We start from the raw sequence: 12,449 nt of genomic DNA on the forward strand, positions 1-12,449 counted from the left end.
AAAGGTCAGCCGGCCGCTGCGGACAGGAGCACGTCCACGAGCCTGTCCGCGGCGTCCGGCCGCCCGTACGCCCTCGCCCGCTCCGCCATCGCCGCCCGCCGGGCGGGGTCGGTCAGGAGCGGGCCGACCGCGTTCTGCAGGCTCTGCCCGGTGACCTCGCCGAGCAGGGCGAGTGCCGCTCCGGCGTCCGCCAGGTGCCGGGCGTTGTGCGCCTGCTCGTTTCCGGCCGAGGTGGCCAGAGGCACGAATACGGCCGGCTTGCCCAACGCGGTCAGCTCGGCCAACGTGCCGGCACCGCTCCGGGATACCACCACATCAGCCAGCGCCAGGACGTCGGGCAGCTCCGCCCCGACGAACCCAGCCAAGTGGTAGCGACCGGCGAGGATCGGATCCAGGCTCGCGGCGGCTGCCCGGAGCTCCTCCACATTCGCCGGGCCGCACTGGTGGATCACGTTCGCGTGACTCAGGAGCCAGGGGAGCACGTCCCGGACGACACCGTTGATCTGCTGGGCGCCCTGGGCTCCGCCGGTGACGTAGACGGTCGGCAGGCGCCGGTCGAACCCGGTGAGGCTCAACGCCTGCACAGCCTTGTCCGGGTGCCCGGCCAGCACTTCCGGCCGGACCGGGTTGCCGGTGACGACCGCGCGCTTGCGCACCTCAGCGGGCAGCAGCGGCAGCGAGGACTCGGAGGACACCGCGATCCGCGTGGCCGAACTCGCCAACTTCCGGTTGGCCAGGCCCAGTCGGACCGTCTGCTCGTGCAGGACGAGCGGACGCCGGCACAGCCGCGCGGCCAGCCCCGCCGGGACCGCGACGTAGCCACCCGTCGCGAGGACGACATCCGGTCGGAACTCGGACACGATCGACCGGGCCTGGGCCACGCCCAGCGGCACCCGTGCCATGTCCTTCACGTTCGCGGCGGACAGCATCTTGAGCGGGTTCGACGACCGCCGGATCTTCCCCGTGGCCACCGTCTTGAACGCGATCCCCTCCGCCGGAGCGACACGCGCCTCCAGACCGTCCGCAGTCCCGATCCACAGGACGTCCAGCGTGCTGCCGACAGCAGCGAGGCGGCCCTGCAAGGTACGGATCGCCGTCAGGGCCGGGTAGGTGTGACCGCCGGTCCCTCCGCCCGTCACGAGCAGCCGGAAGGAACGGGGGAGCGCGGAGGAAGTGTTCACCCCGTGCACCCTACTGGCTGCCCGGCTGCTCGCATTCAGGGCTGCGGCGCTGGGGCAGCGCATGTGGTCCACGTCTGACACCAAAGCCGGCCGACGATCTGGCGGAGGCCCTTGGAAAGGCTCCCCGCACCGGGTGCGCCGGCTTCCTGTCCTGCCCCCGTCACGCTGCCAGCGAGCCCGGATGCGTGTGGCCGGAACTCGCCCGAGGCGGGTGAACGGATGGCTACGCGCTGGTAACTTGCACGAGTTGATCAAGGTCGGAGCCGTGGTCGACCACGCTCCCGGCCAGAGCCACCCCTCAGTCAAGGAACCACATTGGCACGCACCGTCCGTACGACGGCCCTCGTCTCCACCTCGGCCCTCGCACTCGGCTTCTCCCTCCTCGGCATCGCCGCCCCCGCGTCCGCCGCGGACGCGCCCACACCGCACCTGGACTCGGTCGAGCAGACCCTGCGTCAGGTCTCGCCGGGCCTGGAGGGCTCGGTCTGGGAACGCACCTCCGGCAACCGGCTCGGCTCCTCCACGCCCGGGGGCGCCGACTGGCTGCTCCAGACACCCGGCTGCTGGGGCGATGCGACGTGCGCCGACCGGCCCGGATCGCGCCGTCTCCTGGAGAAGATGCGCCAGGACATCGCCGCCGCCCGGCAAACGGTGGACATATCGACGCTGGCACCCTTCCCCAACGGCGGCTACCAGGAGGCGATCATCGCGGGCCTCAGGGAATCCGCCCAGAAGGGCAACCGGCTGAAGGTACGCGTCATGGTGGGCGCCGCGCCCATCTACCACTCCACGGTGATCCCGTCGTCCTACCGGGACGAGCTGCTCGCGAAGCTGGGCCCGGCAGCCGCGGGCAACATCACCCTCAACGTGGCCTCGATGACCACCTCGAAGACCGCGTTCTCCTGGAACCACTCCAAGTTGGTCGTGGTGGACGGCAGTTCGGTGATCACCGGCGGCATCAACAGCTGGAAGGACGACTACCTCGAGACCTCCCACCCGGTGAGCGACGTCGACCTCGCGCTGTCCGGGCCCGCAGCGGGCTCCGCGGGCCGCTACCTGGACTCCCTGTGGGACTGGACCTGTCGCAATAAGGGCAACTGGAGCTCGGTCTGGTTCGCCGCCTCGCCCGGCGCGGACTGCATGCCCTCCCTGCCCCGGCCCGCCTCCCCGGAGGGCGGGGGGAACGTGCCCGCGCTCGCCGTCGGCGGCCTCGGCGTGGGCATCCGGCAGAACGACCCCACCTCGTCCTTCCGCCCGGTCCTGCCCACGGCCGGCGACACCAAGTGTGGGATCGGGGTGTACGACAACACCAACGCCAACCGGGACTACGACACCGTCAACCCGGAGGAGAGCGCCCTGCGCGCCCTGGTCTCCAGCGCGACCTCGCACATCGAGATCTCCCAGCAGGACGTGCACGCCACCTGCCCGCCGCTGCCCCGCTACGACGTACGCCTCTACGACGCCCTCGCCGCGAAGCTCGTCTCCGGCGTGAAGGTCCGCATCGTCGTGAGCGACCCGGCGAACCGCGGCACGATCGGCAGCGGCGGCTACTCGCAGATCAAGTCGCTCTCCGAAGTGAGCGACGCCCTGCGCGGCCGGGTGACGGCCCTGACCGGTGACGGCGCCCGGTCGCGGACGGCCCTGTGCGAGAACCTCCAGCTGGCCACGTTCCGCGCTTCCGACCAGCCGACCTGGGCGGACGGCAAGCCGTACGCCCAGCACCACAAGCTGGTCTCGGTCGACGGATCGGCCTTCTACATCGGCTCCAAGAACCTGTACCCGTCCTGGCTGCAGGACTTCGGGTACGTCGTCGAGAGCCCGGCCGCGGCCGGACAGCTGAAGAGCGACCTGCTGGACCCGCAGTGGCGGTACTCCCAGGCCACCGCGACATACGACTACACCCGCGGCCTCTGCCAGGGCTGACGGCCCCGCCCCACCCGGGACCCGCCGGCCACGGCCGGGCCGCCCGAGGGTTTCGGCGGTGGCCGGCGCGGTGGGGAAGTCACAGACGGCCGCGGGCGAGGTGGGCGCGCCCGCGCCCGAGTTCCGCACCGGCGATGCGGGCAGGCGTCCGTCATGCCGTGTGTCTCACCCCGGTGAGGACGGGTCGGTGGTCACTGCCCAGGTCGGGCAGGACGCTGGTGGCGGTGGCCTCCAGGCCGCGCAGTAGTACGTGGTCGATCCGGACCACGGGGAAGGCGGCGGGCCAGGTGAATCCGAAGCCTCGGCCCGCGTGTTCCTGTGCGGGCTCGAGGTGGTGGGTGAGGGAGGCCAGGCCTCGGTCGTGCAGGCTGCCGTTGAGGTCGCCGAGCAGCATCATGCGGGGGGCCGGATCCTTGGCTATGCGGTCGGCCAGTTCGGTCGCGGCGGCGTCGCGGGGCCCGATGGCGAAGCCCTCAGTCGCCCGGACCCGTACGGAGGGCAGGCGCACCGTGTAGATGGCGGTGTCGCCGCCGGGGGTGCCGGCGACGGCCCGGATCGCGTGTGGCCAGGGGCCGCCCAGGTCCATCGCCTCGACCTCGTGCAGTGGATAGCGCGACCACAGGCCGAGGGTGTTGTGGGTGGCGTGGTGGGGGTACGTATCGGCAAGTGCCTTCTCGTACGCGGGGATGGCCGGCAGGGGGACCTTCTCCAGGGCGACGAGATCGGCGCCGGTGGCGATCACTTCCCGGGCGACGGCCTCGGGGGTGGTGCGGGCCCCGCCGACGTTGAGGGTCAGGGCCTCGAAGTCGCTGAGCCCCGCGCGGGGCGGCGTTGTCAGGGTGGGCACGAAGAGGTAGCACCAGGCCACCAGGGGCACCAGGCCTGCGGCGATGCCCAGACGCGTGCCACGCGCAGCCGCCCACGGGAGGAGGACCGCTATCGCGATGCCGAACCACGGGAGGACGGTCTCGGCGAGGCTGCCGAGGTTGCCCGGTCTGTTGGGCAGGAGCTGCGGAAAGAGCAGTGCTACGGCGAGGAGGAGTGCGGGGACGGCGATGCGTGCGGTGTGACGGGGGCGGCCCCCCGAGCCGTCCCGCCGTGTGCGGCGGGTCATGAACTCTCGCTTTCGCTTTCTTCCGCAGGCCGGTGGTGCGCTGGGTCCGCGGAAGCGTTTCGGCTGGGATCCGGCCTGCGCGGAGGGCCGCGCTGCGGCCGGCCGACACGACTCGCTCGGCCGCGGCGGGCACGACATGCCGTCCCCGCGGCCTTCGCGCCGGTGCGTCGCGTGTGAGGATCCCGCCAGTGAGCCTTGCCGCCATCCACTGACGAGATCCCCATGGGGCCGGGCGCACCGACCACGACGCTAAACGCAGCCCCTACGCCGTAGGTGGGTGAACATCGCGATGCCCGAACCCGCCACCAGGACGAGGAAGGCCGGCCAGGCCCAGACGAATTTGACTTCCGGCTGGTAGAAGTTCGCGGAGTAGATACCACCCAGCAGCGTGGGAACCATGAACACCACGAGCCACGAAGTCACCCTCCGGGCGACCTTACTCCCTTGGCAAAGCTCCACTGACTTCCGGTGGAGCAGGACCATTTCCTTCCGATATTGGCGGACTCCCTGGAGAAAGGTGTGCAGCTCATCATTCGAGCACGTGTCAAGGTCTTTAGGGGTAAGCCCGACCAAGCTTGAGCGCGTGGAATTATCCGTCATGTAAATCGCCCTTCCTCTGCTCGGTGGCGGGCCTAGAGCCAGCCCTTGCGCTTGACCGCGAAGTAGGTGGCCAAGGCGCTGGATGCCAGCGCGACGAGGAACACCGGCCAGCCGTACTTGAACTGGAGCTCGGGCATGTGCTCGAAGTTGGAACCATAGAGCGATGCCAGAGCGCCGGGCACCACGGCGATTGCCGTCCAGGCGCTCACCTTCCGGGTCTCCACGGTGACCGTCAGCTGGTCTTCGGTGATCTCCCGGATATCTTCCATTTCCTTGTTCAACCCGCGGATCTCCATGTTGATCTCGCGGAGCAGCTCCACCTTCTGGGTATGCTCCTGCACCGTTTCGACCGGCATGAGCGTGTTGTCGGGGTTTGTCGGCATCGTGTTCGTCATGGCATTCCTCCTGTCAAGGCACGTCCTGGCGGCACTCGGTGTGCAGCCGTCGCCGCCGGCGGATCTCGGACGTGCTTCGGCGGTAAATATTGTGGTGAATGTGTTCGTTGGGAAAGTGAGGGAAGCGGCACGTATGAACAGCCGCATGGCCCAGTCGCCGGTGGACGTGCAAGGGCACGCCGATACGGCGTCGGGTTCGGATAAGAAGGCGCAACTACCGGAAGGTGATCTTCTCGGGCCCAGTGGTCGGGCAAGGGTCGCGGAAACCGCAGACGTGCCGCGAAAGGCGTGCTGCCGCGCCGTGGCGCGGCTCGCGGGCCGCTACTGCAGTGCGTCAAGCGGGATCGGCGGCGTATACGCTCTAGGGCTACTGCCACTAGGCACGCTGATCACCTCCCGCAATCCAGACGCGGTTTGTCCCGCGCCTCAAACACCGTAAACGACGAGCAATGCAATTACAAAGTCGGAGAAATGTGCATCGGCCCGACCCGGCCCGGAAAGAACCGGAACCCGCCGCTGGGAACCGCCGGCCCACCGGAACGGGGCCTCGGCGGCGCGATGTTCAGGTCCTTGGGCGCGGGCACAGCCGACGGCCGGCCGGTCAGTCCAGTGCGGCCGGCTCCTCGGCCACGGCCCGGTAGGAATCCTTGACACCGGCCGGGTCGGAAAGGCGGTGGCGCTCCGGGCGGAGCGCGCCGAGATGCCGCACCTCGCACACCCTCCGCCGCCAGGTGCCGGGCTCGGTCTCGGCCGGGACCCCGTAGGCGTCGCACACAGACCGCTGACCCGGGGTCTTTACCGTTTGCCAAGTGATCTTAACGGCCAGTAGGTTTCTGCCACTTGATCTTGACCGGGGTGGGGGCGAGGTGGCTGTTGCCGCGTTGGCGTACGGCGATGCTGCCCTGTCGGCGTTCGAGCTCGACTCGTTGAGTCAGGTGAGCGCCTTCTGGGGTGGCGCTGGGCCAGAGCTGGAGCCGGCGGTTCGCGGCGGTCGATCCGGTGCGCGAGTTCCGCCGGGCCCAGGGCGGCCAGAAGGTTTCGCGGACCGGTACTCGGCTTCGGTCTGTCGTCGGTCGGCCCCTTCGGCGCTCCGCACCGCTTCAACTCCATGACGACATCGCACACCTCATTGGGATCACAACCATGCCTACTCTCACTGCGCCTGACGGCACCGAGCTTGCCTACCGTGTCCTCGGGGAGGGCGCCGGCGACCCCGTCGTCTGCCTGCCGGGCGGACCCATGCGGGACTCCGTCTACCTCGGCGACCTCGGTGGACTCCCCGCGCGCCGCCCGCTGATCGTGCCTGACCAGCGGGGCGCCGGACTGTCCGCGACGCCGGAAGACCCCGCCTCCTACCGCTGCGACCGCCTGGTCGGCGATGTCGAGGTGCTGCGCGAACACCTCGGCCTGGACCGCATGGACCTGCTCGCGCACTCCGCTGCCGCCAACCTCGCGGTGCGGTACGCGGAGCAGTACCCGCACCGCGTCGGGCGACTCGCCCTGATCACGCCCGGTACCGACGCCGTCGGCCTGGCAGTCACCGGTGAGGACCGGCGCAAGGTCGGGCGGCTCCGTGAGAACGAGCCCTGGTTCGCGTCGGCGTCGGCGGCCTTCGACGCCATCGACGTCGGCGAAGCCACGGCCGACGACTGGGTGACCATCGCACCGTTCCTCTACGGCCGTTGGGACGAGACCGCGCAGGCCCACCGGGCGGCCGAGGAAGCCCAGTGGAACGCGGCGGCGGCCGAAGTCTTCGGATCCGAGGGAGCCTTCGACCCGGGCGTCACCCGGGCGGTGATCGCCGCGCTCGACACGCCGGTCCTGGTCCTCGCCGGGGAGTTCGACCTGGCCTCGCCCCCGCACGTAGTGGCCCGCTTGGCTGAACTGTTCCCGCGCGCCGAGTTCGTCGTCCAATCGGGCGCGGGCCACTACCCGTGGCTGGATGACGCCGACCGGTTCGTGTCGACCACCGTGAGCTTCCTGAACTGACATCCGAGTCCGGCCCGGCGGCCGGGCTGCTCCGCGGTGCGCGGACGAGGCCGGGCCGGGTGGGCGGGGTGCCTTGCAGACCCGGCGCGGGTCCCCGACCTCCCCACGGCCAAAAAGACCGCCGAGAAGAAGAGGGCATGACGCAGAAGTCGCCGCGCGCGCAGCGCATGAACGTCGCCGACCCCATGGGACAGGGCTGCGATCACCGGCCGCACCCGGGCAGGCCTACGGGCTACCTGCCCACAAGGCGATCCGGGCGGGACCTCGTGACGCGACAGGCTGCGAGTCAGTCGAAGTCGAAGGTGGCGACGACGGGGGCGTGGTCGGACTCCGGGTACTTGGTATCGGTGGCGAAGGCGATGGAGTCGTCGTGGAGGATCTCGTTGTGGATCTCTGAGCCGCGGTAGTGGGCGAGGAGGTTGCGGGTGACGAGCATGTGGTCGATCATCTGGCCGCGGCCGTGGTGGAAGAGGGTGTAGCGGGCCTCGCCCGGGATGGTGCGCTCGATGGGGACCAGGACCCGGGTGGCGAGCTCGCCGTTGTTGGTGTCCTCGACGTTGCCGCAGATTGCCAGCACCGGGACTTCCTCCGGCTCGGCGTTGAAGTCACCGGCGACGATGATCCGGGCGTCCGGATCATCGTTGAGGATCTGGTCGACCAGGCGCCTGACTTCCAGGGCTTGGCTCATGCGCTTCATGGACGACAGGAAGCTGCCTTCGGCCCAGCCGTCGGCTGTGTGCCAGATGCCCTTGTCGGGGTCGGCCACCTGGCCGGGGATGTCGCTTGGGATCTTCGACTTCAGGTGCACGGTGATGACGTGCAGCAGGCGACCGGGTGCGGCGTGGTCGATGTCGATCTGAGCGTGCAGGATGGGCCGCTCGATGATGATCGGGACCGGGGCCGCGTCGGGAGGCTGGGCGGTGAGCCGCTGGTAGCGGGGCTCGGCGACCAGATCGTTCTTCAGCTGCTGGTGCTTGATGACCGGCAGGTGGGTGGCGATCACCAGGTTGCGCAGTCTGAAGACCGCCTCGTCCGCGGCCTTGGTGCTGACCAAGGGTGCGCCGTCGAGATTGGTGCCCACCAGCAGCTCTTTCAGCGCGATCAGCTCGCGCGGCTGCGCGGGGCGCTCTTGGCCGTGGACTTCCTGGAAGCAGACGATGTCCGCCCGAAGCCGTGTGATCTGAGGCCTCATCAGCTCGATGCGGTCAGCCAGCGACGGGTGGTCCGTCGGGAGGGTCTCGTCGAAGTTCTCAAGGTTGAACGTGGCGATCCGGATCTGTGTCACAGGTGCCCCCAGGGCTCGCTACTGCCGGGATGTGCAGCGTAAACAGAGCTGCTGACGGTGGAGGTCAGGCGCGCTCGGCGTTCCGCCGACTGCCGGGCACGCGTGAGCCGCCCGGGCCCCGTCGCTGCCGCTCCGTTGGTACCGGTAGAGGTTCAGTTCGTCCGTGCGGACGGACGTGGTGCAGCTTCGTAGCGGGTGGCGATTGCGGCGGCGCGACTGCGCAGGGAGGTGCGCAACGACTGCGGGGCCAGGGCTTCCGCGTCCGTGCTGAGCTGCCACAGCGCCCATTCGGCGTGTCGTGAATCCTGGAAGGTCACCTCCAGCCGCAGCCAGCCGTCTGCGTCGGGTTCTTCCGCCCGGACGGCCAGCGCGGTGTTCAGCAGCTCCTCCCGCCGCGCAGGGTCAACCCGTACCAGCACGGTGATGTGGTCGCCGCCGGAGAGAAACTGCGCGGAGCGTTCCCGCCAGATCCGGTCCAGATCGACCCGGTTCGGTCGCTGTGCCGTCTCGAGGAGTTCCTCGGCGGCCAAGACCCGGGACAGGCGGTAGGTGCGGTCCGCGCCCGATCTCGTGGCCAGCAAGTAGCCCTGGTCGCGTACGGTGACCAGGCCGATCGGGTCCACCGTGCGCCACTTCGGAGTCTGGTCCACGGCCGCGTAGTGGATGCGCAGCTTGTGTCCGGCGAGCACCGCGCGCCGGACCTCGATCATTGTGGTGTCGGGTACCTGCTCGGTGACCAGCCGACGTGAGAGCAGGTCGGCCTCCGGGTCGACGAGAAATCGCTGGGCCGCGTCGCTCGCGGTGGCCCGGTGGCTTTCGGGCAGCGCGTCGACCACCTTCCGCATGGCCGAAGCGAGCGCCGAGCCGAGGCCGAATGCCTGCTCGCCGCGCCCTGAGCCGGCGGCCAGCAAGGCAAGGGCCTCGTCGTGGTTCAGACCGGTGAGCTCGGTCCGGAAGCCGGGCGACAACACGAAACCGCCGTGCCTGCCGCGTTCGGCGTAGACCGGGACGCCGGCCGCGGACAGCGCCTCGATGTCGCGCAGCACGGTGCGGGTGGATACCTCCAGCTCCCGGGCCAGCGTGTCCGCATTCAGCCGACCGCGCTGACGCAGCAGCAGCACCAGCGAGACCAACCGGTCAGCGCGCATACGAGAACTCTATCGAAATACATGACTAAGGGTGTCGTGATTTGTTGCGAGGCTCGTCAACACGACGTCGAAGCCGGCTGCTACCGAGCCGATGGACGTACGTACTCCCAATGGATCGAATGGAGCTGACGTGGCAATGGAACGAACAGCGGTCAACCCGGTGACATGGTCGGTGGAGATGGGATTCAACCAGGGTGAGGTCGTCTCCGGTCACACCCGGACCCTGTACATCTCGGGGCAGACCGCGATGAGCGGCGACGGCAAGCCCCAGCACGACGGTGACATGGCGGCGCAGTTGACGCTGAGCATCGACAACCTGGAGGCCGTGCTCGGTGAGGCCGGAATGTCTCTCGCGTACCTCGTGCGGCTCAACGTCTACACGACCGACGTCGATCTGCTCTTCCAGCACTACGGCGGGCTGGCGGCGCGGTTGGGCGCCGCCGGGGTGGCGCCGACCACCACGATGCTCGGGGTGACGCGACTGGCGATCCCCGGCCAGATGGTCGAGCTCGAGGGTACCGCCGTCGCGTGATGCGACCTCGCCGCCCCTGCTACTCGTGCCGGTTGAACCGGCACGAGTGGCAGGCCACTCCGGCTGCAGGCGGCCGTCGCCCATGTCCGGATCGCCTACGAGCACCAGGGAACGGGTGGGAGGGAAGATCGTGATTCTCTCGGCTCGCCTCGGTGCCAGGACTACTGTCGCGAACATGGTCGAACACGATGCCCTCTGTGCCACCCGCGAGGCTTACGACGCTGCCGCCCCCCTCTATGCGCAGCTGTTCCGCGACACGCTGCGTGACAGTCCCCTGGACCGCGCGATCTTGGGTGTCTTCGCCGAGGCCGTACGTGCGAGTGGGGACGGTCAGGTCGCGGACCTGGGGTGTGGGCCTGGCCATATCACCGCTTATCTGGACGAGCTGGGGCTGTCGGCGTTTGGCGTCGACGCCTCTCCCACGATGATCAAGTTGGCTCGAGAGGCCTATCCGGGCCTGCGGTTCGACGTGGGCTCGATGGCCGCGTTGAACATCGCTGACGGCGCGCTCGGCGGCGCACTCTCACGTTGGTCCATCATCCACACTCCGCCGCAGGAACTCCCCGTCATCCTGGCGGAGTTCCACCGCGTGCTGGCACCTGGAGGCCACCTTCTGGTCGGCTTCTCGGCAAGCGATGGTCCGTCTCACCCGACACAGGTCTTCGATCACACGGTCGCGCCGGCCTACCGGTGGTGGCCTGATCGCCTCGCCGCGATGCTGCGCGAGTCCGGGTTGACCGAAGTGGCCCGGATGGTTCGTGAGCCTCAGCCCGCAGACCGACGGCAGTTCAAGGAGATTCAACTGCTCGCCCGCAAAGCCTAAGGGCTGTCTGGTCGAACGCGCGAGCGCATCCAAACCGGCTTGCCCAACGACAGCAGCCGGCCTCGGAGGAATAGCCCGAGCTGGCGGGCACCCGGCAGGCCGAGGAGGGGGTGGGCCTGCCGGGTGCATGGCACGGGCCGGTCCTGTCACCGGGACCCGGATGCCACGAGGTGCCGCAGAAAATCCGCCGACGCCAGGGGAAGCGCCAGTGCACGGTCTGGGCACTCACCCCTCTCAACGACGCGGAACGGAAACGGTTCTGCATGGACCTACGGGGTCGATGCGCGAGAACCAGCCCGGGGTTGGGCCCGCTCAGCCTCTTTGGATGCCCTCTGTGTCTTGAAGGACGAGCTCGAGGTCATCGGCTACCGCGACGACAAGACCTGAAGGGTGCCGTCCAACTGCCAGATACCAGGATCCCGGCAGGAGCTGGTCCCCAGGGGGCGGGGAAGCCTCGCCCTCCAGCGTGTACAGCTGACGTGGCGTCGGCACCGCGAACCAGAACGTCTCGAACGGCTCGGGGACGGGAGCCGGCATGCTCATGCGTAGATGTTCCGGGACCGCCTCTCGGCGCCGAGGCCGCAGGTCCGGCTGGTATGCCTGTGCGCGGCTGAGGTAGTCGGGGGGCTGGGACTGTGGCTGCGGCGCGCTGAGGTGGCTGGCGAGGCGCCGGGGTTGCTGGGCCTGCTCGGGGGGAGTGGGTATGCGGCCCGTGAGCAGGTTGGTCTGCCGGACGAAGGTTTCGTTCATGTCGGCGGCGCCGTCGCGTACCAGCGCCAGCAGCATGTCGGTTTGCCCGGGCCGTCCGATCACTTCATAGAGGACCAGAGCTTCCCGGAGGGTCCACGTCGCACGAGTCAGGGGGGAGTCCATGCGCGCCGGCGCTTCGGCGAAGGGGATGTCGGGGATCGCCGCGAGGCGGAAGAGGGCGCTGGTGACATCACCGAGGAGTGTTTGCACCGTGGTGTCGAAGGCGGCCACCTGCACAGGCCGGTTGTGCGCCAGGTCTTGAATCGCGAGTTCCATGAACAGTGCCCAGGCCCGGGTGGCGATGCGGGCGGTGGAGGTGGTCTCCAGGGCGAGTTCGAGCGCCCGGGCCTTCTGCTCGGCGGCTGCGGTCGCCGAGGTGGTCTTGTGCGCCCCACGTTGCAGGCGGCCGGCGCTCCAAGCGCCGATCGTCGCACCTCCCAGTCCGCCCAGCACTCCGTATATCGCTTCAAGAGCAGCCATCGGTATCCCCCCTCGCCCCGCGGTCCCGTAGGCGGGGCTGGGAACACGATCACGCTACCGGTCGTACCTCCGTTGGTGGGCGCCGTCCGGGTAACTGGGAAGAGACCCTGTCGCGCGGCCCTTACGGACGCTGAGGGAGGACCCGGCCATGCCACGGCTGACGGGTGTGCTCTTCCCCGACGCTACGAACTGCGGTCCGCGACCCCGCCAAGACCCGACCACGGATGTG

12 protein-coding genes are annotated in these 12,449 nt (G+C 69.3%); 4 read left to right on the plus strand and 8 right to left on the minus strand.

Annotated features, from left to right (window positions below; genetic code table 11):
• Positions 1-5: 5 nt before the first annotated feature.
• Positions 6-1,181 carry a UDP-N-acetylglucosamine--N-acetylmuramyl-(pentapeptide) pyrophosphoryl-undecaprenol N-acetylglucosamine transferase gene (locus J7F03_RS19530; RefSeq protein ID WP_308379749.1) on the minus strand — a complete coding sequence of 392 codons (1,176 nt, stop codon included), beginning with the start codon at positions 1,179-1,181 and terminating at the stop codon, positions 6-8.
• A 315-nt stretch (positions 1,182-1,496) separates the two neighbouring features.
• Between J7F03_RS19530 and J7F03_RS19535 the strand changes: the two genes are divergently transcribed.
• Positions 1,497-3,104: a phospholipase D-like domain-containing protein gene (locus J7F03_RS19535; RefSeq protein ID WP_214951100.1), complete on the plus strand. Its 1,608-nt coding sequence runs from the start codon at positions 1,497-1,499 to the stop codon at positions 3,102-3,104.
• A 151-nt stretch (positions 3,105-3,255) separates the two neighbouring features.
• Here J7F03_RS19535 and J7F03_RS19540 read toward each other — a convergent pair whose 3' ends face one another.
• From J7F03_RS19540 to J7F03_RS19555, 4 genes are all read right to left on the minus strand, one after another.
• Complete coding sequence (locus J7F03_RS19540) at positions 3,256-4,218, minus strand: endonuclease/exonuclease/phosphatase family protein (RefSeq protein ID WP_214951102.1); 963 nt, start codon at positions 4,216-4,218, stop codon at positions 3,256-3,258.
• A 249-nt stretch (positions 4,219-4,467) separates the two neighbouring features.
• Positions 4,468-4,641, minus strand: a complete 174-nt coding sequence (locus J7F03_RS19545) for a hypothetical protein (RefSeq protein WP_214951104.1) — start codon at positions 4,639-4,641, stop codon at positions 4,468-4,470.
• A 209-nt stretch (positions 4,642-4,850) separates the two neighbouring features.
• Positions 4,851-5,213, minus strand: coding sequence for a CorA family divalent cation transporter (locus tag J7F03_RS19550; RefSeq protein ID WP_214951106.1), 363 nt, complete (start codon positions 5,211-5,213; stop codon positions 4,851-4,853).
• A 601-nt stretch (positions 5,214-5,814) separates the two neighbouring features.
• A complete protein-coding gene (locus J7F03_RS19555; protein WP_214951108.1) occupies positions 5,815-5,988 on the minus strand; it encodes a hypothetical protein in 174 nt (57 codons plus the stop codon).
• Between the two features lie 368 nt (positions 5,989-6,356).
• Here J7F03_RS19555 and J7F03_RS19560 point away from each other — a divergent pair, with 368 nt between their 5' ends.
• Complete coding sequence (locus tag J7F03_RS19560) at positions 6,357-7,202, plus strand: alpha/beta fold hydrolase (protein ID WP_214951110.1); 846 nt, start codon at positions 6,357-6,359, stop codon at positions 7,200-7,202.
• 286 nt (positions 7,203-7,488) lie between these two features.
• On the opposite strand, the gene J7F03_RS19565 is transcribed toward J7F03_RS19560, so the two are convergent.
• On the minus strand, positions 7,489-8,487 hold the full coding sequence (locus tag J7F03_RS19565) for an endonuclease/exonuclease/phosphatase family protein (protein ID WP_214951112.1): 999 nt from the start codon (positions 8,485-8,487) through the stop codon (positions 7,489-7,491).
• A gap of 152 nt (positions 8,488-8,639) precedes the next feature.
• Positions 8,640-9,635 carry a YafY family protein gene (locus J7F03_RS19570; protein WP_214951114.1) on the minus strand — a complete coding sequence of 332 codons (996 nt, stop codon included), beginning with the start codon at positions 9,633-9,635 and terminating at the stop codon, positions 8,640-8,642.
• Between the two features lie 136 nt (positions 9,636-9,771).
• Between J7F03_RS19570 and J7F03_RS19575 the strand changes: the two genes are divergently transcribed.
• Both J7F03_RS19575 and J7F03_RS19580 read left to right on the plus strand, forming a co-directional pair.
• Positions 9,772-10,167: a RidA family protein gene (locus J7F03_RS19575; RefSeq protein ID WP_214951116.1), complete on the plus strand. Its 396-nt coding sequence runs from the start codon at positions 9,772-9,774 to the stop codon at positions 10,165-10,167.
• A 175-nt stretch (positions 10,168-10,342) separates the two neighbouring features.
• On the plus strand, positions 10,343-10,990 hold the full coding sequence (locus tag J7F03_RS19580; RefSeq protein ID WP_214951119.1) for a class I SAM-dependent methyltransferase: 648 nt from the start codon (positions 10,343-10,345) through the stop codon (positions 10,988-10,990).
• 312 nt (positions 10,991-11,302) lie between these two features.
• On the opposite strand, the gene J7F03_RS19585 is transcribed toward J7F03_RS19580, so the two are convergent.
• Complete coding sequence (locus tag J7F03_RS19585; protein ID WP_214951121.1) at positions 11,303-12,220, minus strand: hypothetical protein; 918 nt, start codon at positions 12,218-12,220, stop codon at positions 11,303-11,305.
• Positions 12,221-12,449 lie beyond the last annotated feature (229 nt).

The sequence above is a fragment of the Streptomyces sp. ISL-43 genome, from assembly GCF_018614195.1.
GTDB lineage: Bacteria > Actinomycetota > Actinomycetes > Streptomycetales > Streptomycetaceae > Streptomyces.

Coding starts and splice junctions, on each gene's coding strand:
- J7F03_RS19570 (WP_214951114.1), bottom strand. CDS start 9,635: ATGCGCGCTGACCGGTTGGTCTCGCTGGTGCTGCTGCTGCGTCAGCGC.
- J7F03_RS19580 (WP_214951119.1), top strand. CDS start 10,343: ATGGTCGAACACGATGCCCTCTGTGCCACCCGCGAGGCTTACGACGCT.
- J7F03_RS19560 (WP_214951110.1), top strand. CDS start 6,357: ATGCCTACTCTCACTGCGCCTGACGGCACCGAGCTTGCCTACCGTGTC.
- J7F03_RS19540 (WP_214951102.1), bottom strand. CDS start 4,218: ATGACCCGCCGCACACGGCGGGACGGCTCGGGGGGCCGCCCCCGTCAC.
- J7F03_RS19550 (WP_214951106.1), bottom strand. CDS start 5,213: ATGACGAACACGATGCCGACAAACCCCGACAACACGCTCATGCCGGTC.
- J7F03_RS19575 (WP_214951116.1), top strand. CDS start 9,772: ATGGAACGAACAGCGGTCAACCCGGTGACATGGTCGGTGGAGATGGGA.
- J7F03_RS19585 (WP_214951121.1), bottom strand. CDS start 12,220: ATGGCTGCTCTTGAAGCGATATACGGAGTGCTGGGCGGACTGGGAGGT.